Below are 24577 nucleotides of genomic sequence, written 5' to 3'. Positions count from 1 at the left end.
GGAGAAAATTAGATGAAAAAAAGAATTTTGGTTATTGATGACAATAGAGCAATAAGGCAAAGCGTTGCTTATATTTTAGAACAAAACGGTTTTGGAGTCTCAGAAGCAAAAGATGGTTTAGAAGGGGTTTTAAAGTTTAAAGAAGCAGTTGGGCAAGGAGATAAAGATTTTGACCTTGTTATTACAGATATCAACATGCCTAATTTAGATGGTATTGGTGTTATTAAACAGATAAGAGAATTTGGCAGCTTTGTTCCTATACTTGTTCTTACTACTGAGTCTGAGCAATCTAAGGTTGATGAGGGTCGTAAAGCAGGTGCTACTGGTTGGCTTGTTAAACCTTTTAATCCTGAAGCTCTAATGAAAACAATCTCAAAGATATTTTAAGTTTATATTTGTAATTAATTTGTAGGCTTTAAAGTTTTATTATAATTAAAATGATTTTCAATATGTTATTTTAGAATAAAGATAGCATATTGAATAGGATGTTTTATTCTTATTGTAATAATATTAAATTTTATTAATCATAAGGGCTATATATAAATTTTTATTAGTATAAACAAGTAATTTATGAAAGAAAATTTTTTTAGAAGAATCAATTATTTTATTAGCAAGGCTTAATAATTTTAAAGTTTCTAAGAAGGTAATTAAAATACCGGTAGTCGGAGTCGAACCGACACGAAGTTGCCCTCACCAGATTTTGAGTCTGACGCGTCTACCAATTCCGCCATACCGGCATTAACTTTTATTTTACTATAACAGTGCCGAAAAAATCATTATTTTTGTTAAAAACTTTTTCTAAGTTTTCAATATTATTCCCATTTACTATGTAAAGGGTAAGCCCAAGTTTTGAAGAGAGTTTTGTTGCTATTGGGTCAAAAGGCAAATTTAAGCCTGGATTCCACTTTTGGCCTACAATGTTTTGCAGTTGTTCCCAATTTAATTTTTTAAAAGCTGTTGCGTTTTTAAATTTTTTTGGATCTTTATCATAAACTTGATTTACGTTTGTTATATTTATAATGTCTTTTTTATTAAATTTTTCTGCAAATTTTACGGCAATGTAATCTGTTGAAAATCCCGATTTCCATCCGGAAGCAATTAGTATTTTCCCTTTAAAAGAAAAATTTTTTAAGGGATTGGTGACAATTTTGTCTTTACAAAGGGGATTCATTACTTTACACAGAAATTCTGCGTTTAACTTTGTTGACATTATTCCAATTTCATCAAGCTCATGAACTTTAAAATCAGGGTTGATTTTTTTATAAGCGTCTTGGTATTCTCTTGCAACTCTTCCTCCACCAACTATTAAAATGATTTTTCTTTTTTCATTTTCTAGCAACCATTTAAAAACAAAGTTTTTAAAGTTTTTAATGAATTCTATATTGATTTGACTTGAATTTATTACTCCTCCTCCAAGACTTATTATTTCAAGCATTCAAGCTCCTTATTTAGGTTAATGTTTTTTAAATTTTTTGCTTTTAATAATATAGCAATTTCTGCTAAACTTTTCATTAAAAATGAGTTTAAAAAAATACAAACTTGTTGATTATATATTACAATTTAATTGTTATGCAAAAAATTAAAAGAATTTGCTGTAAAGTGTTTTAGCTTTGATTTTGCTTAGCAGTTTTTATTTTGGAGGATATTGTGCATAAGTATAAAGTTTCTGTTATTATTTGTTTTTTTAATTCGGCTGAAACTCTTGATGCAATGATAAAGGATGCTGTTAATCAAACATTAAAAGATAAAGAAATTATATTAATTAATGATGGTTCTTATGATGGTAGTTTAGAGATAGCAGAAAAATATGCCAATAAGTACAGCTTTATTAAGATTTTTAGTCAAAAAAATATGGGACTTCCTGCTTCTAGAGACAAGGGACTTTCTGAGGCTCAAGGGGAATATGTTATTTATTGGGATAGTGATGATTCTGTAGAGAGCACTATGCTTGAAGTTCTATATAATAGAGCAAAAGCAGACAATTCTGATGTTGTTTGCTCTCAATTTTATATTTATTTTTTTGCGATAAATGTAAAAAGAAAATCTCTGCTTCCTTTTCCCAATTATCCATTAACAGGTAAGGAGGCGTTTAAAAATTTGCTTTTTACTGTTTATGCAACTTTTGGAAGGAAAAATTTTGTTGTTGGAACTTTGTGGGATAAATTGATTAGACGAGAATTAATCTTAAAGAATAATATTCGGCAGCAAAATGTAGTATTTGAAGATATAGTTTTTGTTATGCAAATTTTTTTAAAAGCCGCTAAGGTTTCTTTTGTAAATAATTATTTTTATACTAATTTCCAAAGAATGGGAAGCATGAGTTCTTCTATTAGTGTTTTACATAAGTCTAAATTATCTCTTAATATAATGGAAACTTTATTAAAAAAAGAAGGTATTTTTAACGAGTGTCAACATTTGTATAAAAAATTTTTCTTGCAATTTTATTATTTTATTTCTTTTAAGCAAATTTATATTATTAGTTGGAATATTCCGGATAAGCTTGTGTATAGTGCTTATAAAGAAAAGCTTATTTCTGTTCTTGATGAGATTAAAGGATTATCTGAATTTCAAGATTGTTATGAATATGCAAAAAGTTTTGGATTTAATGAAATTCAAATTTTGCCTAGAATTATGCTAAAAATTTGGAATTTTAGCTCAAGGCTTTATGTAAATTTTTCTATATTTATTTATAAATTTTTTATAAAAAATTGAATTTATATTTTTGAGTTAAGTATTTTTTTTATATTTTGACCTTTAATATATTAAGGAGTGTTTATGGCTATTGAGGCTGTTAATGTAAAATTTTCCTATAGAAGAAAAGAAGTCTACTCAGATTTAAATTTAAACATTAAGACTCCTCAAGCCTATTTGCTTCTTGGCAAAAATGGCGTTGGAAAAACAACTTTGCTTAAACTTATAAGTGGACTTTTGGAGCCCATAAAAGGGAAAGTTTTGTTTAACTCTTTAGCAGCTTTTCCAAGAGATCCCTTGAATTTAGTTAATTTGTTTTTTATTCCTGAAGAATTTTCACTTCCTAAATTGTCTTTAGCTGAATACAGCAAAGCTTTGACTATATTTTATCCAAATTTTAATAAGGCAGATTTTAAAAAATATTTATCAGATTTTGATCTTGATATTTCTCTTGATCTATCTTCAGCTTCTTTTGGGCAGAAGAAAAAAAGTATTATTGCATTCTCTTTGGCTACAAATGTTTCTTGCTTATTGTTTGACGAGCCAACAAATAGTCTTGATATTGTTTCGAAAAATGTTTTTAGAAATATGCTTTCTAATTTAAAGGATAGAATCATTTTTATTACAGGTCACAATGTAAGGGATTTGACAGGAGCTGTGGATTATTTGATTATTGTTGGGGAAAAGTCAATTCTTTTTTCCAATTCAATATCTTATATTAATAAAAATTATAAGATTAAAATTATTAGCGAACTTAATGGAAATGAATTATATTATGAAAAAAATAAGGATGGATTTAAGGCGCTTTATTTTGAGAGTAGTAATGGAGCTGAAGTTGTTGATATTGAGTTTTTCTTTTTATATGTTACTAAAAATAAAAAGGAGAGGTAATAAAAGATGTTTAGCTTAAAAAAGATGTTTAGTTTAAAAAGATTTTTGAATTTATTTTATTTGGATTTTGTTTATAATAAAAAATTCTATACTTTATTAATAATTCAAATTTTAGGAATGATATTTATATCTTATTTGCTTGTTAGATTTTATTTTAATTTTTCAGCAACTGATTTTTTAAAATTTTTTGCTCCTAAAATTTTTATTTTAACCTTGATTATATCGATTTTTACTATGTGTGATTATTACAAAGTAATTCACGATCCGTTTAGAAATATTCTTTATTTATCTTTGCCCGTTTCAACTTTTGAGCATTATTTTTTTAATTTAATTAAATATTTATTTGCTCTACCTTTGATTTTAATATTTTTTTATTATTTAGGAGTTAATATTTTTTTATTTCTAGATAATGCATTCTTTTTAAGAGGTGGGGGTGCTGTATTCTTAGAATTAAGATATCTTTCTGATTTTTTCTTTTTTCGTTATTTTAATTTTTTATCTATTTTTCCAATCTTTATGTTTTTTAGAATAGCTTTTAAAACGCATCCTTTTGTTAAGGTTTTGATATTCTTTTTAGGGACCATTGTGTTATTATTTTTTTTCACGTCTTTTCTTTATTGGGGTTTTAAATATGTGCCATGTTTTTCAGATTTAATTTTTTCTTTTGATAGATTTTTAGGTGGCCTTTTTTTTAAAATAGTTTATGGTTTGGGATTTTTTTTATATTTAGCTTCATATTTTAAGATAGTAGAGTTTGGAAGTATTAGAAAAAAAAGCAATTTGTTTGCTATTCTTGGATTTTTAGTTTTTTTGGCAATGTTTAATTATTACTATTTAACCAAAGGCTCATTATATTGCTTTGTTAATTATAATTAAAATAGTTTAAGAGATTTAAAACAATGGCTTAGAAATAGCTTTGTAGCCAGGCATTAATAATTTTTATTTTAGTCTAATGTTTTTGTTTGTTTTAATGCAAATAAGTATATTTTATTATGATTTGTGAGTTCTTCTTAAGCGTAAGCTTAATTGGATTGAAATTTAAAGTTTTAATTTTGGGGTATACATGAAAAAAAACTTAAAGATTTTAGTAATAACAGGAGGCGTGATCTCTGGAATTGGCAAAGGAGTTACATCGGCAAGTATTGCAAGGTTGTTTAGATATGATTTTAGAGTTACTCCAATTAAATGTGATGGGTATTTAAATACTGATCCTGGGACTATTAATCCTGTTGAGCATGGAGAAGTTTTTGTGCTTGATGATGGAGGAGAGGTTGATATGGACTTTGGTCATTATGAGAGGTTTTTAAATCTTAATGCAAAGTCTAGTTGGAACATTACAATGGGGAAAATATACAAAAAGATACTTGAAAATGAGCGAAAGGGCAAATATTTAGGAAGAACAGTTCAGCTTATTCCCCATGTTACTGATGAGATCAAGTCTACAATTTTTCAGATTGCAAGCTCTGAGAATAGCGATATGTTGATAATTGAAATTGGTGGAACTATAGGAGATATGGAAAATATTTTATTTATTGAGACAGTAAGACAAATAAGACAGGAGATTGGAAGTGGTAATATTGCTTTTATTCATTTAACCTATGTACCAAGCCCAGCTGGAATTAATGAACAAAAGTCTAAACCTACTCAACAGAGTGTTAAAACTTTAAATAAAGCAGGTATTTTTCCTGATTTAATTATTGCTAGAAGCTCGCAAGTATTGACAGATCAAATCAGGAAAAAAGTGGCAATGTTTTGTAATGTTGAGAGCACTTCTATTATTGACAATGTTGATGTTTCTACTATTTATGAGATTCCTATATCTTTTTACAAACAAGGCGTACATGATATTTTAAGCTCTAAGTTAAATATTAAGGTTGATCCAAAAATAGAAGAGCTTTCAAAACTTGTAGGAGTTATAAAATCTAATTTTTTTACGCCTAAAAAAATTATTAATATTGCTGTTTGTGGTAAATATGCCGAACTTGATGATTCTTATGCGTCAATTAGAGAGTCTTTGGTTCATGTTGCAGCTCATTTGGACTTGCTTATTAAAAGTACTTTAATTGATTCTAATGATTTAAATGAGAGCTGCTTAAAAGAGTTTGACGGTATTATTGTTCCTGGCGGCTTTGGGGGAAAAGGATATGAAGGTAAAATTATGGCTATTAAATATGCTCGTGAGAATAATATTCCCTTTCTTGGGATTTGTCTTGGTTTGCAGCTTGCTGTAATAGAATTTGCTCGTAATGTTTGTGGAATACTTGATGCTGATACGGAGGAAAATTTATTAAAAGACAAGCCTTTAAAAAGTCCTGTTATTCATTTACTTCCTGAGCAAAAGGGAATTAAAGATAAGGGTGCTACAATGAGGCTTGGAGGATATCCTGTGATTCTTAAAAAGAATACAATAGCTTTTAAACTTTATGGCCAAGATCGGATAATTGAAAGATTTAGACATAGGTATGAAGTTAATAATGATTATATAGATTTATTTGAAAAAAATGGACTTATAGTATCTGGATTTTCAAGTGATTTTAAAATGGCAAAATTAATAGAAATTCCTAAAAATAAATTTTTTGTGGCTTGCCAGTTTCATCCAGAACTTATTACAAGAATAGAAAATCCAGCTAAGCTTTTTCTAGGGCTAATTAAAGCTTGTATTTGAGTGTCTATTTGGTTACTTAGTGAGTAGGCAGATTCTCAAAATTAATGTTTGTAGTGTTTTCAAATTGCAATATTTTGTAGCTTAAAAATAATTTAGAGAATATGGTTAGTAATATTATTATTAAAAAGTCAAAAAAAGCATTAGCTATTGTTAAATTAAATGGTCTTTTTTCATAGATTATATCGTTTATTACTTTTGGAAAGCTAAATGCAAGCCAGGTTATGCTAGATATTAGTATTGCAGATAATATATTGTAATTTAAGTCTGTTAAGCTTCCCAGAGAGTTGTTAGTAAGAGTTATTAAATTGTTAAATAAATTGATAAGAGCGTTTATTAAAAAACTTTGTAATAAATGATTTAAAGCTAAAACAAAGATAACAATTATTTTGCATTGTTTTTTTTGAGTATTTAATGTGTTAGTACTGTCAACCATTTTTTTTAATAATATTTTTCGGTACATTATTTCTAATAATATTTTAAATAAAGTCATGCCGACTATTAATATTAGATTAATATTTGAGAACATAAATTTGATTAACATAATTTTCCCTTTCATTTTAGGCAATGATTTAATTATAATTAGTATATAATAAAATACTTTGATTTCTTTAATAATATTCAGATTTTATTATATTTATATAATAGCTTTAATTTTTGGCAATTTTTATTAGGAGTATTGAATGAAAGAAGAAGACATTAGAAAAACAATTTTAATGAAAAGGTTAGTTAAATATTTTTTTGATGAGCTTAAGTATAGAATGAAGATTCCTTGTCTTAGAATAAGCAATAAAGAGATGAGCACTAAGTACATACTTCTCAATCTTTTCAGGAAAATTGCAAATCTTCCTTTTAATAAGCAATATGAGATAGAAGAGCAGTTTGCTCTTGAAGTTGGTGAGAGAGTTGTGCTTACAGATGCTGTTTTGATTAAAAGAATTGATCATGAAAGATGTGTTATTGTTGGAATTGTTGAAGCAAAAACGGATCAAGTTGATCTTGAGTATGAATTTAATAGATTTTTTCTTCAAGACAAAAAAATCAACGTTCTTTTTTGGCAGCCCAAAAAAGTTATTCTCAAGCAAGATGATAAATTATTTAAAGTAGAATCAGACGATATTTTTAATTTTGACAATGATTTTAACTTGCCAAAAGTTAAGGCTAAATTAGAAGAGTTTATAGATATTTTTTTATGCTTTTTTTCTTACAGAGATGTTCTTTTTGAGTATAATGAGGTTAGTGGACGTTATTCTTGGGTAAAAAGAAAGTAAATTTAATTTAAAATTAGTTTTAAATTTTATAAATGAGGAGAATGATTTGTATCTTTAGATGGTTTTATGGTTTAAGATGAAAGCTTGAATTTATTTCAAAGTGGTTAATTTTTACCATTTAAATGTAAAAATATTTTTTGTTTAGCAATGTATTTGATTTGATATTAAATTTGAAATAATGTATCAAATTAAGTACTTGGGGTTCTATTCAAAAAAAAGTTTTTATGGTAGAATCCCTTTATGAAAAAATTTTCGTTTTTTAAAAAAAATAAAAAAGTTGTTGATTCAAATCTTTTAAATGTTGTTAGTAATGACAAAAAAGATTTGAGTACTTATGAGTATAAAGTTCCTGTTAAAGAAATGCTAAAGGGATTTTATCATACCAAAGCTTCCATTTCTACTCTAAAAGTAGGATTTGAGTCATTGCAAAGAATTTTGTTTTCTGGAATAGAAGATTTTGATCAGATATTTTCCACTTTTGTTGAGATGACAAATAATGCTCGTGATCAGATAAACGTTATTTTTGGTGATCTTGGTAAAAATAATAAGGAAAAATTAAATCAAATATCTTCTGTTATTGTTGGAATTCAGGGCAGCTTAGAAACAATAAGTAATTTTTTGGGGGCTACCAATATGATTTCTCTTAATGCAAAGCTTGAGGCTGCAAGAGCTAAAGAATATGGTAAAGGATTTTCTGTTGTTGCAGATGAGATCAAGCGACTTTCTGATCAGGCAAAAGGTGTTATGAATATGATTTCTGTAAAGGAAATTGAGGAGGTTTCTAAAGATTTAATTTCTAATAACCTTAAGGATTTGCAGATTGATATTGATAAGTTCTTTGCCGAGATTCTTGAACAGCTTAATTATCTTGAGAGCATATTTAAGCGCTTTTCAAGAAGTCAAGAGGAATTTTCTTCTTTGATTGAAAGTCTTGAGAGTATAGATGCTAATATGGCTTATTATTCAAGAAACTGTGACTCTTTGATTGGCTCTGATACTTTTATGCTGTCTAATGATGAATTTTTAAAAGAGCTAGAATTTATTATCTCAGAGCAATTTTCTTGGATTAATAATTTGAGATTACTTGTTGAAGGACAAAGGAGAATATTTATTCAAACGGATGCTTCCAAGCACGGGTTTGGATTGTTTTATAAAGGATTGTCCCCCAAGAATGATGCTATCAGGCAGTTGTGGGAAGAAGTGTACATTCCTTATTTAAATATTAATAAGTTTGCAGCTGAAATTTTGATTATATTTAGGTTAGAAAATCGTAATGATAGCGGCTTAAGGCAAGCTAAAGATTTTTTGTCTCAAGCTGAGAGTTTGTCCGAAGAAATTGTTAGAAAACTTGAGCACATTAAAAAGATGGTAATTGAATTAGATAATCAAGGAATTAGTATTTTTTCCTGATTATTTTGATAAGATTTTTTGCAATAATTTAAATTAGAGATTTAAAATTATAGTGGCTTTTTAAGTTTTTATTTATTTAACTAAGGTTTGTTAAAAATCAAGTTTTATTTTGATAAAATAATTTTAGGTATGAGTTTTAGGGCTAGATTTATTCATTTGCATGTTCATTCAGATTATTCTCTTTTGGATGGAGCTGCAAAAATATCAGATATTATATCAAAAGCAAAAAAATGCAATATGTCACATATTGCATTAACAGATCATGGCAATCTTTTTGGAGCTATTAAATTTTATAAAGAAGCTAAAAAAGCAGGAATTAGGCCAATAATTGGCATTGAAGCTTATATGGCAAAAACTTCTAAGTTTTTAAAAAAACAGGACGATCTTGGAAAAATGTCTTACCATTTAATTTTGCTTGCCAAGAATGAGATGGGTTATAAAAACTTATTAAAATTAACAAGTATTTCTTATCTTGAAGGGTTTTATTATCGTCCAAGGATAGATAAAGAGGATCTTGAAAAATATTCAGAGGGATTAATTTGCACTTCAGCTTGCATTGGAGGACTCATTCCAAGACTTATTTTGGCTAATAGATTTGAAGATGCTAAGAATGAAATTCTTTGGTTTAAAAAAGTTTTTGGCAATGATTTTTATCTTGAGCTTCAAAGACATGGCATTAAAGATCAAGACATTGTAAATGAAAGGTTGGTTGAGTATTCTAGGGAACTTGGAGTTCCTTTGACAGCAGCTAATGATTCTCATTATGTTAACAGAGAAGATGCAGCCGCTCAAGACATCATTGTTTGTATTGGTACCGGTGCTAAGAAAAGCGATGAGAATAGATTAAAAATGGAAACCAATGAATTTTATATTAAATCTCAAGAGGAAATGTGTGAACTTTTTAATGATTTGCCTGAAGCTTTAGAAAATACTGTAAGGATTGCAGAAAAATGTGATGATTTTAAAATAACTTTTCCAGGCCCTATTTTACCTGATTATCAAATTCCTGTTGAATTTAATACTCTTGGTGAATATTTGGAACATCTTACTCTTGAGGGATTGAAATTTAGATATAAAACTTTGACAAGCAAAATAAAAGATAGAGCTTTTTATGAATTGAGCGTAATAATTGGAATGGGTTTTGAAGGGTATTTTTTGATTGTTTGGGATTTTATTAAATTTGCTCATGATCACGATATTCCTGTTGGAGCTGGGCGTGGTTCTGGTGCTGGTTCAATAGTAGCTTATGCTCTTAGGATTACTGATATTGATCCCTTAAAGTATAATTTACTTTTTGAGAGATTTTTAAATCCTGAGCGTATTTCTATGCCCGATTTTGATATTGATTTTTGTTTTGAAGGTAGAGAGGAGATTATAAAATATGTTACCAATAAATATGGAGAAGATAAGGTAGCTCAAATAATTACTTTTGGAACTTTAAAGCCCAAGGCTGTAGTTAAGGATGTGGCTAGAGTTTTAGATATTCCATTTGCTGAATCAAATGAACTTACTAAGTTTATTCCTGATGGTCCCAAAGTTTCTTTAAAAGAGGTTTTAGATGATAGTTCCTTAAAAGAATATTTTACTAGCAAGCCTGTTTACAAAGAATTAATGAATGCCGCATTGATTCTTGAGGGAATGAATAGGCATGCTTCAACTCATGCTGCAGGAATTGTAATTTCTAAAACCCCTTTAACCGACTATGTGCCTCTTTATAAGGATTATAAGCAAGGTTCTGTTTCTACTCAATACACAATGGATTTGCTTGAAGAATGTGGGCTTGTTAAGATGGATTTTCTTGGCTTGAAAACATTGACGTTAATAAAAAATGCGGAAAATCTTATTAGAAGTGTAAATCCAGATTTTAAAATAAAAAATATTCCAGATAATGATGTTAAGACTTTTAAAATGCTAGGAGAAGGAAGAAGTGCATCTGTTTTTCAGTTTGAATCTGAAGGAATGCAGCAAATTCTAAAAGACGCAAAGCCCGATAGCATTGAAGATTTAATAGCCTTAAATGCTCTTTATAGGCCAGGTCCTATGCAATTTATTCCTCAATTTATTGCTGCTAAAAAAGGTGTTAAGAGAATTAAATATCCTCATCCAGATTTAAAGGAAGTTTTAAGACCAACTTATGGGGTTATTGTTTATCAAGAACAAGTAATGGAAGTTGCAAAAATAATTGGAGGCTTTTCTCTTGGCAAGGCCGATATTTTAAGACGTGCTATGGGGAAAAAGAAAGAAGACGAGATGAATGAGATGAAGGTCGACTTTTTAAGAGGTGCTATTGAGAAAGGATATGACAAAGAAATTGCTAGTGAAATTTTTGAACTTTTAAAGCCTTTTTCGGGGTATGGATTTAACAAATCGCATGCAGCGGCGTATTCTTTAATAGCATATCAAACGGCTTATCTTAAGGCTAATTATCCTGAATATTTTATGGCTGCCAATTTGACTAATGAAATTAATAATAATGATAAGCTTTCTTATTACATTGAAGAGTCAAAAGCTATAGGTATAGACGTGCTCAAGCCCGATATAAATCGATCATTTAGGGAATTTCGTGTAACTGATTCTGGAATTTCTTATGGGCTTAATGGGATTAAAAATCTTGGAGGAATTGTTGTTGATTTAATAATTGATGAGAGAGAAAAAAACGGCAAATATAGTTCTTTTGAAGATTTTATAAGACGTGTAGATGATAAAGTAATTAATAAGAAATTTTTAGAATCTGCAATAAAATCTGGACTTTTTGATAGTTTGGATCAAAATAGAAAAACTTTATTTGAAAATCTTGATCGTTTGATTGAAGTTGTTTCAGAAGATAAAAATAATAAAAAACTTGGTCAAAATAGCTTATTTGGTGCTCTTGAAAGTCAAGATCCAATTCAGCAAAGTTTTAATTATCAGACTTTTAAAGAGTATTCTTATTCTGAGCTTTTAGGATTTGAAAAAGAGCTTTTAGGATTTTATGTGTCGGGTCATCCTCTTGATCCTTATAAAAAGGCAATTGATAGTTTCTCCAGTTTAAATGTTTTAAAAGATCTTGCTGCTAAAAAAGATAGCATTGTTCAATTTGCTGGTATTTTAAATTCAGTAAAAGTTATTCAAACTAAAAGAAATAATGCAAAAATGGCTTTTGGTGTTGTAGAAGATTTTAAAGGCGCAATAGATATTGTAGTTTTTACAGAAAGCTATGAAAGGTATAGAAATTTTTTACTTGAAGGTAATGTTGTTGGGGTTGTAGGTAGGCTTACGTTTAACAGAGACAAATTTTCAATTGTAGTTGAAAAAGTTGTAAATATTGAGAGACTTTCCAAAGATAAAATAAATAATATTCATATTAAATTTTTAAATAATAAATTAAATGACCTACAATTACTTAATTCTTTAAAAGAAAGTATAAGTAATTTTGAGGACAATTCTGGATTTTCAAATGTTTATTTTTATTTAAGGGAAAATGGCAAGGATTTAAAATTAAAAATGAATTCAATTTTAAATTTTGTGCCAGATGAAGATAAGCTTGATAAGTTGAGAAAGTGTGTGATAGTTGAAGATGTTTGGGTTGATTAGGAGGTGCTGTGTTAGTTGCTTTAATAGAAATTTTGATGGTATTTTTGCAGATTTATAGGATTTTAATTTTAATTAGGATCCTTCTTAGTTGGCTTGTGTCTTCAGGGATTAATACCAATGTATTTTTCAGATTTATACATATTGTCACAGAACCATTTTTATCTTTTTTCAGAAGAATTCCTTTTTTTACATTTGGTATGTTTGATTTTTCTCCAATTGCAGCTTTAATAACTTTAACTATTTTTGAAAGAATGTTGGCTTATGGCAATTATAGGCTTTCTACATTTATTATTTTATTCATTGTTGAAGTTTGGGGGATATTTAGAAGCATTTTTATTGCTATAGTTTTCTTTTTATTGTTGAGATTGTTATTGTTGCTTTTGAATTTGTTCCAAGGCTCAGACTTTTTAAAAACAGTCGATTCATTTTTACTTCCTTTATCCACTAGGATAAGCGGTGTAATTACCGACAAACATATGTCTTATGCTTTACGTTTGATTGTTGGGAGTGCTTTAATGGTAGCATTTATAATTATTATTGAACAGGTTGTATTTGCTATTAGAGTTTTAGGAACATATTTGCCTTTTTAGGAGATTAAAATGTTTTTACATGAGTTTGAATATGAACTTAAAGGTATAGGTGGTCTTGGTGAGAAAGGGGTTGAAAGGTTAAATAATCTGCAAATTTTTAATGTTAAAGATCTTATTGAGTTTTTTCCTGTAAAATATGAAGATCGTCAAAATATGCAAACTTTTCCGGATTTTTCTAAGGTGAAAAGTTGTGATATGATGACGGTGTTCACTGTTGTAGGGCATAAAAAATTTGGGGATAGTTCTAAGAAAAATTTAAAGTTAACGGCTAGAAGCGTAAATGATGAGCCTTTTGAAATCCTACTTTTTAATAGGGCTTTTTTAGAGAATGTTTTTAAAATAGATAAAAAATTTTATATTTATTCTAAATTTACTTATAACGATTATAGTGGTTTATGGAGTTGTTCTAATTTTGACAGTGAAGTTTACAGTGAAAAGCCTGAAAGGTTTAAGAAAATTCTTCCGGTTTATTCTTTGACAGAGGGATTAACATCAAAGAAAATTTCATTATATGTAAGGGAAGCTCTTGAATATTTTTTTAAGTTTGGTCAAACAGATATTCCTAAATTTTTAATAGAAAAGTATTCTTTATTGTCGTTAAGTGATGCTTTAAAAGAGATTCACTTTCCAAGTTCATTAGAAATGCTTGAAAAGGCAAAAAAAACTTTAATTTACAGAGAAATTTTCTTGCTTCAGTTTTTTTCAAGATATAGATCTTCTAAGGTTCTTTTCCGAGAAAAAAGGCATTTATCAAGAGATTTGCTTGATAAAGTTGTTTCAAGTTTGCCCTTTGAACTTACAGAAGATCAAAAAATTTCTGTTGATGAGATATTCTCAGATCTTAACTCTTCTAAGCCAATGAATAGATTGCTTCAAGGTGATGTTGGGAGTGGTAAAACCCTTGTTGCCTTGCTTTCGGGGCTTCCTTTAATTGAAGCTGGTTATCAGGTGGCATTTATGGCGCCTACTGATCTTTTAGCTCGTCAACATTATGATAATTTATCTAACATATTGTCGTCTTTTAACATTTCGGTGACTCTTTTGACTGGTAGTTTAAAAAAGAAGGATAAGGAGCAAGCATTAGAAAGTATTAAAAATGGAACTTCTGGTTTAATAGTTGGAACACATGCTATTTTTTGCGAAAGTACAGAATTTAAAAGATTAGCATATGTTATCATTGACGAGCAGCATAAATTTGGAGTTATTCAAAGAGAAGAGCTTAAAAACAAAGGAGAAGGGGTAGACATGCTTTTAATGTCTGCAACGCCTATTCCTAGAAGTTTTGCGTTAACACTTTTTGGTGATCTTGAAATTTCATTTATTAAAACCTTACCTAAGGGGCGTTTGCCTATTACTACTTATTTAGCAAAGCATGGCAATGAAGATAAAGTTTATGAGTTTTTAAGAAAAGAGCTCTTAAAAGGTCATCAGGTTTATTTTGTTTATCCATTAATTTCATCTTCAGAAAAATTTGAATTAAAAGATGTTAATAATATGTGTTTAAAATTAAAAGAAGTGTTTAGCGAGTATGTTGTGGATATGCTTCATTCTAAGTTGCCATCCGATTTAAAAGAAGAAATTATGAAAAATTTTTATTCGAAAAAAGTAGATATTTTGGTGGCTACTAGTGTTATTGAGGTTGGAATTGATTGTCCAAATGCAACTTGTATGGTGGTAGAGCATGCCGAGCGTTTTGGGCTTTCTACTTTACATCAAATTAGAGGTCGTGTTGGTAGAAGTAATTTACAATCTTTTTTCTTTTTACTCTATAAAGAGCCTTTAACAAGTGCTGGCAAATTTAGATTGAAAACTATAAAAGAAAATTTGGATGGATTTAAAATAGCAGAGGAAGATTTAAGGTTAAGAGGACCTGGCAATTTATTTGGGCTTGAACAAGCAGGATATTTAAAATTAAAAATAGCTAATTTTGTTGATGATAGAGATGTTATAGTATTGATTAGAGAAGAACTCGATTTGTTTTTTTGTGATAATTCTGCTTACGACAAGATTGATATTGATTTGCTAGATAATCTTTTTTGCTCTTATTTGAATGTTGGAAGAAGTATTTAGTTTGCGTATTTTTCAATTAGGTCAATAAGATTTGTTTTGTTATGGTTCCAGAATTCAAGAAGCTTATGTTGTAAATTATTAAAATATTTTTTCTGAATAAAGCATGGCTTAGGTCCTATGTATAAGTAGTGCCAAGGCTCTGCTTTATATCCAGTTTCTATTTCATATCCTTTTGGGTATGAAATAGAAAATCCATATTTTAGAGAATTTTCGTAAAGCCATTTTCCTTCTTTTGTGTTTAGTAAATTGTCATCTATAGATATAAAATCTATTGCTGTTCCCATATGATGTTGAGAATGGCCTGGAATTGCTGATTGAGTTTCTGCAATCTTTCTTCCATAAGTTTTGACATTGTAATCAAATAAAAATTTTTGGTATTCTTGCGTTCTGTAAGCAGATTTGATTTTAATTTCAATTCCATTTTTCTTTGCATCTTTTATTAGTCGAATTAAATCTTCGATTAATATTTTTCTTACTTTAATAGTCTTTGCTCCAAGATTCTTAAGATCTTTGAAATCATTAACATTTACCAGATCAGGTATTTTATAATCTGCAGGAATTGGTATTTTTTTATTTATTAGAATTAAGAGGTTGTTTTTTTCTGCATCTACTAAGGGCTTTATTTCTTTTAAGAATTGAATAGGATTTTTTTCAATAAAATTTTTGCACTCCTTATTCATTGTTTGGGCAATCTTTAGTAGTATTTCTAAATCTTTTTTTGAAACGTTGTTAGCCAACAAAGATAGTTTAATAAATAGAAGTAATAAAACATAAATTGATTTCATATTATTTAATTATAATATATTTTAGTATAATTAATAGTTAATTCTAATATATGTATATTCTAGATTAGATTAAGTTTATTTAAAAGCAATAAATAAAGGAGATTGTATATAAGGAATATGATCAAAAAGTTTAAAAATTACGACCAGATAATAAAAGAGCTATTTGTTATAGCTATTCCCACAGCTTTTGAATCGCTTTTATTTCAAATGGTAACTTTTTTTGATAATTTTATGATCTCCTATTTGGGTTCTTTTCATGTTACGGGAGTTTCTTTAGCAAATAGAGTAACTTTTCTTTTTTTTATTATTGTGTTTGGACTTGGTACAGCTTTAAGTGCTTACGTGTCCCAAGCAATTGCAAAAAAGAAGTTTCTTCAAGTAAGACAATCTTTTGCTTATATATTGTCAATTGGAACTACAATAGGAATAATTTTTTTTATATTTTCATTCTTTTTTCCAAGAAACATTATAAAGCTATTTACAGCTAATCAAAATTCTTTAAATTTTGGATCAGAGTATTTAAAAATTATTTCATTGTCTTATGTGTTAATGGCATATTCTTTTTTATCGACTATGGGGTTTAAGAGTGCCAAAGAAGTAAAAATACCTTTATATGTTACTTCTATTGTTGTTTTAATAAATATTGTTTTTAATTATATTTTTATTTTTGGTTTTAGCATGGGAATAAAAGGTGCTGCATATGCCACTGTGCTTGCTAGAATTGTTGAGTTTGTTTTTTATTTTTCATATAGTCTGATAAGCAGTAATTCATATTATCGGATTAAGTTTGGCGATTTTTTTGCTTCAAAGGTAGTTACTAGGGCTAATTTAAAACTGATTATACCTGTTTTGTCTCACGAGATTTTTTGGGTTTTGAGTATAACTATTTTACATGCATTTTATGCTCGTGTTGGGAGCATTGAATACGCTTCATTTGCTGTTGCATCAAATCTTTTTGACATTTGTTTTGTACTACTTCATGGTATGGGACTTGCAACAGGGGTTGTTATTGGGCATTTAATGATTTATGACAAAAAACATGTCCGGTCGGTTGGATTTTTTTTATCTTTTTTGGGATTTCTTTTAGGCATTTTTGTAGTTATCTTGCTTATTGGAATATCGGGCTTTGCCCCTTATATTTTTAGCAATTTAGATTCTTCCGAACTTGTTAGCGTGTTTATTTATGTTTTTGCAAGTATTGTAGTTTTTAAAGCTTTTACAGCACAAGTTCTTGTTGGGGTTTTTAGGGCTAGCGGTATACCAAATGTTTGTTTTTTTATTGAATCGGGAGTAATTGTTTTTTATACACTTCCAGTTGCTTATTTATTGGTGTTTTATACAAATTTAAGTTTGCCAATAGTGGTTTTTATTGTAAATTTGGAAGAGATCATTAAAAATATATTTATCATAATTGAATTTTTTCACGATGATTGGATACGAGAGATTGAGTATGAAGAGCTTGCTTGAACATGGGGTGGCGTGATATATTTGGTGTTAATAAAAATTTTAATAATCTTGGTGAATCTAAAATTAATTCTGATTATGCTGATTTAAAAGCAATTCCTTTTGCTGTATTGTAGGTTCTGGTATTTATCTTTGCAAAAATATTGATTTTTTATTTGGAGAATTTTATGTATTCATTAAGTGCATCAAAAAAGGATAGAATTTATAAAGATCTTTTAAAAATTGCAATTCCAACTGCTATTGAGTTTTTTTTATTTAATTTTATTTCTCTTACAGATAATGCCATGGTTGCATATCTTGGTGATTATCCTGTTGCAGGGGTTTCTCTTGCAAATAAATTTTTTGAACTGTTTGTTACCATTGGGTTTGCTATGGTGGGAGCTTACAACATAATTGCTACAAGGCAATACAATCAGGGTGATTTTAAGAGCTTTAGAAATACATTTTTTATTAGTATATTAATTATTATTTTATTTTCTTTTCCGTTTGTAGTTGTTTCTAGATTGAATCCCCTTTTTTTACTCAGATTGATTTCTAATGATACGCAGGCAATTTATTATGGGGCTATATATTTAAACATAGCTATTTTTTCTTTCGTATTTGCAATTATAAAAGGGCTTATTGCTAATGCTCTTAAGGTTATTGAAATTGTTAAATTCCAAGTTTACATTTCTGTTTTTGCAGTTTTTTTAAATTTAATATTAAATTATGTTTTTATTTTTGTTTTTCATATGGGGGTAGTTGGAGCTGCTATTGCAACAACAGTTGTTCGTGTCGTAGAGCTTGTTGTTTATCTTTTTTATACAGTGTTTAACAAGAATTCAATTTTAAATCTTAAATTTGATGATTTAAGTGTTAATGCTAATCTATTTTTTCAGCTAATTAAGTTTTTTATTCCAATCATTTTAAATGATTTTATTTGGTTTTTTGGCTATCTTGTACTGACGTCAATTTTTATAGGAATTGATGTTCACAGATATGCTGCTTACAGCATATCTTTTTCTGTTTATTTTATTATCTTTAATATAATTAATTCTTTTTGTATTTCTTTGAATATTATGATGGGCTATGAAATGCATAATAGTAAAAAAGAAGTCATGAAAGTTGCAATTTATTTAGGTAGAATTGGCTTAAAACTTGCTTTTTTAACATCTTTTGCATTGTTTGTGTTTTCATTTTTTGCTCCTTATATTTTTTATACATTAAAATATTCGCACCTTATAGGAATTATTTTAAGGTATTCTTCTGTTTCTGCCTTTTTTATGGCTCTTGCTTTTCAGTATCTTTTCGGATTTTTTCGTGCAGGAGCATCTCCAAGTTTTGGTGCTATCATGGAGGGTTCTGTAACTTTTGTTTATACTATTCCCATTGCTTTTGTTTTAGCAAATTATACAAATTTGCCTTTTGAAATTGTTGTTTTTATTCCAGCTCTTGAGGATGCAATCAAACTTGCTATTTCACTTCCTTATTTTTATAGTGAAAGGTGGATTAAATCTATTAAAACAGGCTGGTAGGTTTGATATAATCTTTATTGTGCGTTTAGACGAAATTAAAAATTTAAATTTTTTAGTCATGGGATTGGGTATTAATGGAGGAGGAGTAGCTCTTTCTAGATTTTTATTAAAGCATGGGGCAAGGTTAGTAATTACTGATCTTAAAAGTGAGGCAGAATTAGCTTTAAGTATTGATTCTTTAAGAGATTTTGATAATCAAATTAGGTATGTTTTAGGTAAGCATGATATAAATGATTTTAAAAATGCTGATATTGTTGTGAAAAATCCTAGTGTGAAACCCAATAATGAATATTTAAAGCTTGCCAAACGAGTTGAAACGGATATTAGCTTATTTTTGATATTCAACAAGAATCCTATAATCGCAGTAACGGGCACCAAAGGTAAATCTACTCTTGTGTCTCTTTTGTATCAGGTTTTGAAAAAAAAATATCCAAGGGCAAAGCTTGGAGGAAATATTGGTGTTTCTCCTTTAAATTTTTTTGATCAACTTGATGGAAGATCTCCTGTGATTTTGGAGCTTTCTTCTTGGCAATTGCAATCTTTAGATAATTTTAATCCTATTCTTAGCATTATTACAAATGTTTACAACGATCACCAAAACTATTATTTAAATTTTGATGACTATATTATCGATAAGTCAAAAATTTTTGTAAATCAAGCTTCAGGAATTGTGATTATTCAGGACAAGGCTTATTACAAATATTTTTCAAAATTTAAATCAAAAGCCAAAGTTATTTTATTTTCCGAATCCAATCGTTGTGATTTTGGTCAAGATATTTTTTATTGCAATGAAGGCAAAGTATATTTTAATGATAATTTGATTGGAAGTTTTTCTGAGTCGCAGGTTGTTTTTATGATTCCCAAGTTTATTGCTTTTTTTGTTTCGTATTATTTAAATATAGACCTTAATCATACGTCTCAGATTTTAAATAATTTTAAAGGCATTGAGCATAGATTAGAGTTTGTTAAATTAGTTCAAAATGTAATGTTTTATAATGATACAGCTTCAACTATTCCTGAGTCTACGGTTTTATCTATTAAAAGTTTAAAAACAAATGATAACCACATTAACTTGATTGTTGGGGGAACTGATAAAGAGCTTGATTTTTCAAGTTTTAGCAAGATAATAAATATTGTAAAAACTTGGATCTTAATAAAAGGTAGTGCAACTGTAAAAATTATTAAGATTTTAGAAAAAAGTAGCATACAGTATTTTGTATTTAATTCTTTAAAAGACGCAGTAAATTATTCTTTCAAAATTTCAAGTCCAGGCGACATTGTATTATTTTCCCCTGCCAGTGCTTCTTTTGAGCTTTTTGATAATGAGTTTGATAGGGGCTTGCAATTTAAAAATTTAGTTAATACGCTTGGTTAAATTTTTTTCCTTAATACTTTGTAATAAAAGTATCTAAGTTTTTCAAGATTTGCATAAATCCTATAAATAAAATTTTTGTAAGTAAAATCATAACAGCCAATTCTGTGAATAATATTGCCCCCAAATCCTGTTTTAAAACCAAAAAGACCATATAAGGGGTGTTTTTTATTTGCAATTGGAGGGATTCCCAATAAATCATATTCTTTTATTCCTAATTTTTTCAAAATTTGGATTGCTTTAAATTGTACTGCGTAATTGGGCATTAAATTTCTATATTCTTTGCTTGAAGCCCCGTAAAGGTAGATGGCTTTTTCCTTGTAAATTCCCACTATTATTCCAGAAATAATTGTGTTGTTATAAAATGCAATTATCATTTTTATTTGGGCATTTTTGTCTTGTTTGAATATTTTGATGAGGTTTTGTATATATTCTTCTGAATGAATAGCAAATTTATCTCTTTTGCTAGTTTCTTTGTAAAGTTTGTAAAATTCATTTAAATGTTTAAATTTATCATCTATTATTATATTTAGATTTTTTTTTGAGCTGAGCTTTATGTTGTATCTTGTTTTTTTTTTCATGTTAAGCAAAATATTCTCAAGAGAATTGTTTAAGTTTAATATTGTTGTGTTTGAAGGCTGTATGTCATCAAATGATTTTTTTAGATATTTGATTTTAATTTTTAGTGGAAAATATTTCTCATTCAGCGTTCTTTGATAGTAATACATTAAATCGAATCTTAAAAAAATTGTATTTTTATGTAAGTAGGGTTTTATTTTTGTGCTAAATTCTTTAATATTTTTGCTTATTTTATCAATATTAATGTTTTCAAGAGTTTTGTTTGAGAATTCTGGATGTGGAATATATGCTAAATAAAAATTTTTAAACAGTCTTCTCTGCATTACAATAATTTTACCAAGAATATCACTTTCAAATGCTATGGCTTTCCAATTGCTGTTTTTTGTTGTTTTTATTAATGCCCACAGTTCGCTTTGAAGATAATTTTCTTCCATTTCTTTTGTTTGTATTTTTTTAATAGTCATTAATAGCTCTTAGCAAACTATTCCGTTTGGAATATCTTTAGACAATATTTTGTTCTTAGAATTTTCTAATATTAAGCTTATTCCGTTTATTTTAAGCTCTCCGTTTTCTGCTACTATATTAACTTTTAAAAATTTATTTATGTCAATTTTAGGTGGGTAGGCAAGATCTTTATTCTGATCGGTTTCAAGTATTATTCTCTCTCCAGCAATAGGATTTTTGATTGAATCTTCTACAATTATAACTTTAAAATTTTTATTTTTGTCCTCAGTAGCTATTAGCATTCCTTCAGATTTTATTCCCCTAAACTTTGCAGGCTTTAAATTATCTACTATTATTATATGTTTTCCCAAAAGTTCTTCTTCTGTGTAATATCCTTCAAGACTGCTTACTATTTGTTTGTCCTTGTTATTTCCGTCATCTAATTTTAATATGAATAAGTTTTTAGCCTCAGGATTTCTTTCTATTTTATTTATTTTTGCAACTCTTAAGAGCACTTTTTCTCTAAACAAGTTTTCTGGTTGTTCTTTTTCTCTAAGCAGGTTTTCCGCTTGTTCTTTTTCTTTCATGTTTTTCTCTCCTGAATATTTTAGCTTTAAATTGTTAATTTTTTTTTGCTCTAGTTTATTGAATAATATTTCTGTGAATTCAATTTTTTTAATTCCCGATTTAGTTCCAAGAATTTTGGTCGAAAATTGATAACTGTTGCCAAAAAATTGTTGTATCTTTTTGCTTGTTTCGGGAATGAATGGCATCATTAAAATAGATAAGTCTCTTATTAGGTATATTAAGTTTGAGATTAGTTCTTTTGTTTCTTGTGGAGAGCTGTCTTTTCTTTTCCATGGTTCGTTATCTTGAAATATTTTGTTTCCAAGGGATGAAATTTTAAGTATTTCTTTGAGTGCAGATTTTAGTTCTGTCTTTTTAAAAAGATTTAGTATTTTATTATATTTTGGTGTTATTTGTTTCCAAAATTTATTTTGAATTTCTATTGTTTCTATTACATCTCCAAAGAATTTTCTTTGAAATGTTAATACTCTGTTGACAAGGTTTGAAAAATTATCAATAAGTTCTGTATTTACTCTTTCCAGGAGATCTTGCCACATAAATTGAAAATCAGATTTTTCAGGCCTATTGTAGTAGATGTAGAATCGCCAAATATCAGAAGGGATTCCCGTGGTAATAGCATCGTTTCCAAAAATCCCCGTTCCTTCTGATTTTGAAAATTTAAGATTTTCGTAATTTAGGTACTCGCTTGATGAGAGTTGATTTAATATTGTCCAATTTTCTTTACTACCAATTTCTATGCAAGGGAATATAATTGTATGAAACAATATATTGTCTTTTCCAATAAATTGCACAAGATTTACTTGATCATTGTTTTTCCACCAAGATTTCCAATTTTTGACAATATTTTTGGTAATTGAAATGTATCCTATTGGAGCATCAAACCATACATAAAATACTTTATTTTCATAACCCTTTTTAGGCACAGGAATTCCCCATTTTAGGTCTCTTGTAATTGCTCTTTCTTTAAGGCCATCTCTTAAAAAAGCTTTTGTCATTTTAAGGGCATTGGTATTCCAATTCTTGCTAGTAGTTGTATTTTTTATCCATTTTTCAAGTTTTGTTTTTATTTTAGGAAGATCCAAATAAAGATGACTGGTTTTTTTTAAAATAGGTTTGTTTTTGCAAATTATGCATTTTGGATTTATTAGGTCTGTTGGATTTAAAAGCTTAGAACAGTTGTCGCACTGATCTCCTTTAGCCATGCTTTGGCATTCTGGGCATTCTCCTATTACATATCTATCAGCTAAGAACATTGAATCTTTATTGCAAAAAAACTGTTCAGTTTCTCGCTCTTTTATATAGCCATTTTTTTCTAATTGTAGGAAAAAATTTTGTACAATGTCTTGATGGTGCTTGTTAGTTGTGCGGCCGAAGATATCAAATTCAATATTGAACCATTTGTAAATTGATTTATGTATTTCATAATATTTATTACAAAGTTCTAAAGGGGTAGTATTTTCAATTAGAGCTTTGGTTTCTGTAGCTGTTCCATATTCATCTGTTCCGCAGATATAAAGAGTTTCAATTCCCGACATTTTTGAGTATCTTGCAAAAGCATCAGCTGATAATACTTGCACTAAATTTCCAAGATGAGGTATGTTATTAACATAGGGTAGAGCAGCTGTAACCAGATTCATTTTTTTCATTCAGTTTCCCCTTTTTTTAAGCTATTAATATTGTAATACGGATAGGATATTTTTTTTCAATACCTTGCAAAAATTCTTTCAAAAGTAATTCTGTTTTGGATTTTTTTTGTATAAAATTGATATAAATATTCTTTTACTGTAAGGAGTGCAAGTTTATGAATAATTATTTAATAAAATTTTTTCTTTTTGTATTGGTTTTTTCAAACGGATATGTTGCTTTTTCTAAAAATATCAATGTTTTAATAGTAACTGCTATGGACTCTGAGGCTGAGCAGATAAACAAGCTTATGTCTAATAAGGAAGAAATAGTGCTTAAGGAGTATGGTCTTAATAAAAAGATTGTAAAGGGGAAGTTGTCTAATCGCAATGTTATGACTATTGTTTGTGGGATTGGCAAGGTTAATGCAGGTATGTGGACTGGCTATATTTTGTCAAAATACAATATAAGTCATGTAATTAATTCTGGAGTTGCTGGTGGTGTTGTTAGTGCTAAATACAAAGATATTAAAGTAGGAGATGTGGTAGTGTCTTCAGAGGTTGCATATCATGATGTTGATTTGATTAAATTTGGATACAAGGTGGGACAGCTTGTGGGATTACCTCAAAAATTTAGTGCCAATAAGAATTTGGTTAATAAAGCTAAAGAGGCGATTAAATCAAAGGTTGGAGATTCTAATACATATTCAGGATTAATACTAACAGGAGATCAGTTTATTGATCCAGCTTATATTAACAAAATTATAGGAAACTTTAAAGATGTAATAGCTGTTGAGATGGAAGGTGCAGCAATAGGGCATGTTTCTCATATATTTAATGTACCTTTTATAGTTATTAGGTCAATATCTGATATTGTAAATAAAGAAGGAAATGAAGTTGAATATAGTAAATTTTCTAAATTAGCTGCTTTTAATTCAGCTAAAGTTGTACAAGAGATTTTAAGAATGCTTTAAGAAATATTTAATTTTTATAATAGAAAATTATGCATGAGGAAAGATTTTTTATTTAAAAATGTCTTTTTTTTATGCAT

19 protein-coding genes and 1 tRNA gene are annotated in these 24577 nt (G+C 28.3%); 14 read left to right on the top strand and 6 right to left on the bottom strand.

Going from position 1 to position 24577, the window contains the following annotated elements; all coding sequences use genetic code 11:
* The first annotated feature begins 12 nt into the window (after window positions 1-12).
* On the top strand, window positions 13-387 hold the full coding sequence (locus HNQ06_RS01445) for a response regulator (protein ID WP_002557158.1): 375 nt from the start codon (window positions 13-15) through the stop codon (window positions 385-387).
* A gap of 266 nt (window positions 388-653) precedes the next feature.
* Here the strand turns inward: HNQ06_RS01445 and HNQ06_RS01440 are convergent.
* Window positions 654-737: transfer RNA gene (locus tag HNQ06_RS01440), tRNA-Leu, on the bottom strand.
* A gap of 8 nt (window positions 738-745) precedes the next feature.
* Complete coding sequence (gene pyrH / locus HNQ06_RS01435) at window positions 746-1435, bottom strand: UMP kinase (RefSeq protein WP_184107190.1); 690 nt, start codon at window positions 1433-1435, stop codon at window positions 746-748.
* Window positions 1436-1635: 200 nt separating this feature from the next.
* On the opposite strand from pyrH, the gene HNQ06_RS01430 reads away from it, so the two are divergent.
* From HNQ06_RS01430 to pyrG, 4 genes are all read left to right on the top strand, one after another.
* A complete protein-coding gene (locus HNQ06_RS01430; RefSeq protein WP_184107188.1) occupies window positions 1636-2712 on the top strand; it encodes a glycosyltransferase family 2 protein in 1077 nt (358 codons plus the stop codon).
* Between the two features lie 63 nt (window positions 2713-2775).
* Window positions 2776-3582 carry an ATP-binding cassette domain-containing protein gene (locus HNQ06_RS01425; protein ID WP_184107186.1) on the top strand — a complete coding sequence of 269 codons (807 nt, stop codon included), beginning with the start codon at window positions 2776-2778 and terminating at the stop codon, window positions 3580-3582.
* Window positions 3583-3606: 24 nt separating this feature from the next.
* Window positions 3607-4458 (top strand): hypothetical protein, encoded by an 852-nt coding sequence (locus HNQ06_RS01420; RefSeq protein ID WP_184107331.1) that lies wholly within the window; start codon window positions 3607-3609, stop codon window positions 4456-4458.
* 187 nt (window positions 4459-4645) lie between these two features.
* Entirely contained in the window at window positions 4646-6247 is a 1602-nt protein-coding gene (gene pyrG, locus HNQ06_RS01415) for a glutamine hydrolyzing CTP synthase (RefSeq protein WP_184107184.1), read from the top strand.
* Between the two features lie 16 nt (window positions 6248-6263).
* On the opposite strand, the gene HNQ06_RS01410 is transcribed toward pyrG, so the two are convergent.
* Window positions 6264-6788, bottom strand: coding sequence for a DUF1761 domain-containing protein (locus HNQ06_RS01410; RefSeq protein WP_184107182.1), 525 nt, complete (start codon window positions 6786-6788; stop codon window positions 6264-6266).
* Between the two features lie 139 nt (window positions 6789-6927).
* On the opposite strand from HNQ06_RS01410, the gene HNQ06_RS01405 reads away from it, so the two are divergent.
* The 5 genes from HNQ06_RS01405 to recG all read left to right on the top strand — a co-directional run bounded on the left by HNQ06_RS01405 (window position 6928) and on the right by recG (window position 15158).
* On the top strand, window positions 6928-7515 hold the full coding sequence (locus tag HNQ06_RS01405) for a hypothetical protein (protein WP_184107180.1): 588 nt from the start codon (window positions 6928-6930) through the stop codon (window positions 7513-7515).
* 240 nt (window positions 7516-7755) lie between these two features.
* Complete coding sequence (locus HNQ06_RS01400; protein ID WP_184107178.1) at window positions 7756-8925, top strand: methyl-accepting chemotaxis protein; 1170 nt, start codon at window positions 7756-7758, stop codon at window positions 8923-8925.
* An 87-nt stretch (window positions 8926-9012) separates the two neighbouring features.
* Entirely contained in the window at window positions 9013-12498 is a 3486-nt protein-coding gene (gene dnaE / locus HNQ06_RS01395; protein ID WP_184107176.1) for a DNA polymerase III subunit alpha, read from the top strand.
* A 35-nt stretch (window positions 12499-12533) separates the two neighbouring features.
* Window positions 12534-13088, top strand: coding sequence for a YggT family protein (locus HNQ06_RS01390; protein WP_184107330.1), 555 nt, complete (start codon window positions 12534-12536; stop codon window positions 13086-13088).
* A gap of 9 nt (window positions 13089-13097) precedes the next feature.
* On the top strand, window positions 13098-15158 hold the full coding sequence (gene recG / locus HNQ06_RS01385; protein WP_184107174.1) for an ATP-dependent DNA helicase RecG: 2061 nt from the start codon (window positions 13098-13100) through the stop codon (window positions 15156-15158).
* Here recG and HNQ06_RS01380 read toward each other — a convergent pair.
* Window positions 15155-15943 (bottom strand): M15 family metallopeptidase, encoded by a 789-nt coding sequence (locus HNQ06_RS01380; protein ID WP_184107172.1) that lies wholly within the window; start codon window positions 15941-15943, stop codon window positions 15155-15157. The genes recG and HNQ06_RS01380 overlap by 4 nt on opposite strands.
* A gap of 117 nt (window positions 15944-16060) precedes the next feature.
* Here HNQ06_RS01380 and HNQ06_RS01375 point away from each other — a divergent pair, with 117 nt between their 5' ends.
* The 3 genes from HNQ06_RS01375 to murD all read left to right on the top strand — a co-directional run bounded on the left by HNQ06_RS01375 (window position 16061) and on the right by murD (window position 20296).
* Window positions 16061-17410 carry an MATE family efflux transporter gene (locus HNQ06_RS01375; protein ID WP_184107329.1) on the top strand — a complete coding sequence of 450 codons (1350 nt, stop codon included), beginning with the start codon at window positions 16061-16063 and terminating at the stop codon, window positions 17408-17410.
* A 164-nt stretch (window positions 17411-17574) separates the two neighbouring features.
* Window positions 17575-18921: an MATE family efflux transporter gene (locus tag HNQ06_RS01370; RefSeq protein ID WP_184107170.1), complete on the top strand. Its 1347-nt coding sequence runs from the start codon at window positions 17575-17577 to the stop codon at window positions 18919-18921.
* A 19-nt stretch (window positions 18922-18940) separates the two neighbouring features.
* Entirely contained in the window at window positions 18941-20296 is a 1356-nt protein-coding gene (murD, locus tag HNQ06_RS01365; RefSeq protein WP_184107168.1) for a UDP-N-acetylmuramoyl-L-alanine--D-glutamate ligase, read from the top strand.
* Here murD and HNQ06_RS01360 read toward each other — a convergent pair.
* Window positions 20293-21336: a lipid II:glycine glycyltransferase FemX gene (locus HNQ06_RS01360; RefSeq protein ID WP_184107166.1), complete on the bottom strand. Its 1044-nt coding sequence runs from the start codon at window positions 21334-21336 to the stop codon at window positions 20293-20295. The two genes, murD and HNQ06_RS01360, sit on opposite strands and share 4 nt — an antisense overlap.
* A 9-nt stretch (window positions 21337-21345) precedes the next feature.
* Window positions 21346-23550, bottom strand: coding sequence for a methionine--tRNA ligase (gene metG, locus HNQ06_RS01355; RefSeq protein WP_184107164.1), 2205 nt, complete (start codon window positions 23548-23550; stop codon window positions 21346-21348).
* A 155-nt stretch (window positions 23551-23705) separates the two neighbouring features.
* Between metG and HNQ06_RS01350 the strand changes: the two genes are divergently transcribed.
* On the top strand, window positions 23706-24500 hold the full coding sequence (locus HNQ06_RS01350) for a 5'-methylthioadenosine/adenosylhomocysteine nucleosidase (protein WP_184107162.1): 795 nt from the start codon (window positions 23706-23708) through the stop codon (window positions 24498-24500).
* Window positions 24501-24577 lie beyond the last annotated feature (77 nt).

It is taken from the genome of Borreliella lanei (genome assembly GCF_014205895.1).
Classification (GTDB): Bacteria; Spirochaetota; Spirochaetia; order Borreliales; family Borreliaceae; genus Borreliella; species Borreliella lanei.
Note: the sequence above shows the minus strand (reverse complement) of the source record. Positions and strands in the feature narration are given on the sequence as shown.

Excerpts from the sequence above, each read along its gene's own strand:
- pyrH (WP_184107190.1), bottom strand. The coding sequence starts at position 1,435 with ATGCTTGAAATAATAAGTCTTGGAGGAGGAGTAATAAATTCAAGTCAA.
- HNQ06_RS01410 (WP_184107182.1), bottom strand. The coding sequence starts at position 6,788 with ATGTTAATCAAATTTATGTTCTCAAATATTAATCTAATATTAATAGTC.
- pyrG (WP_184107184.1), top strand. The coding sequence starts at position 4,646 with ATGAAAAAAAACTTAAAGATTTTAGTAATAACAGGAGGCGTGATCTCT.
- HNQ06_RS01350 (WP_184107162.1), top strand. The coding sequence starts at position 23,706 with ATGAATAATTATTTAATAAAATTTTTTCTTTTTGTATTGGTTTTTTCA.
- HNQ06_RS01420 (WP_184107331.1), top strand. The coding sequence starts at position 3,607 with ATGTTTAGTTTAAAAAGATTTTTGAATTTATTTTATTTGGATTTTGTT.
- HNQ06_RS01405 (WP_184107180.1), top strand. The coding sequence starts at position 6,928 with ATGAAAGAAGAAGACATTAGAAAAACAATTTTAATGAAAAGGTTAGTT.
- HNQ06_RS01390 (WP_184107330.1), top strand. The coding sequence starts at position 12,534 with ATGGTATTTTTGCAGATTTATAGGATTTTAATTTTAATTAGGATCCTT.
- recG (WP_184107174.1), top strand. The coding sequence starts at position 13,098 with ATGTTTTTACATGAGTTTGAATATGAACTTAAAGGTATAGGTGGTCTT.
- HNQ06_RS01370 (WP_184107170.1), top strand. The coding sequence starts at position 17,575 with ATGTATTCATTAAGTGCATCAAAAAAGGATAGAATTTATAAAGATCTT.
- HNQ06_RS01360 (WP_184107166.1), bottom strand. The coding sequence starts at position 21,336 with ATGACTATTAAAAAAATACAAACAAAAGAAATGGAAGAAAATTATCTT.
- HNQ06_RS01445 (WP_002557158.1), top strand. The coding sequence starts at position 13 with ATGAAAAAAAGAATTTTGGTTATTGATGACAATAGAGCAATAAGGCAA.
- HNQ06_RS01400 (WP_184107178.1), top strand. The coding sequence starts at position 7,756 with ATGAAAAAATTTTCGTTTTTTAAAAAAAATAAAAAAGTTGTTGATTCA.
- metG (WP_184107164.1), bottom strand. The coding sequence starts at position 23,550 with ATGAAAAAAATGAATCTGGTTACAGCTGCTCTACCCTATGTTAATAAC.
- HNQ06_RS01380 (WP_184107172.1), bottom strand. The coding sequence starts at position 15,943 with ATGAAATCAATTTATGTTTTATTACTTCTATTTATTAAACTATCTTTG.
- HNQ06_RS01375 (WP_184107329.1), top strand. The coding sequence starts at position 16,061 with ATGATCAAAAAGTTTAAAAATTACGACCAGATAATAAAAGAGCTATTT.
- HNQ06_RS01425 (WP_184107186.1), top strand. The coding sequence starts at position 2,776 with ATGGCTATTGAGGCTGTTAATGTAAAATTTTCCTATAGAAGAAAAGAA.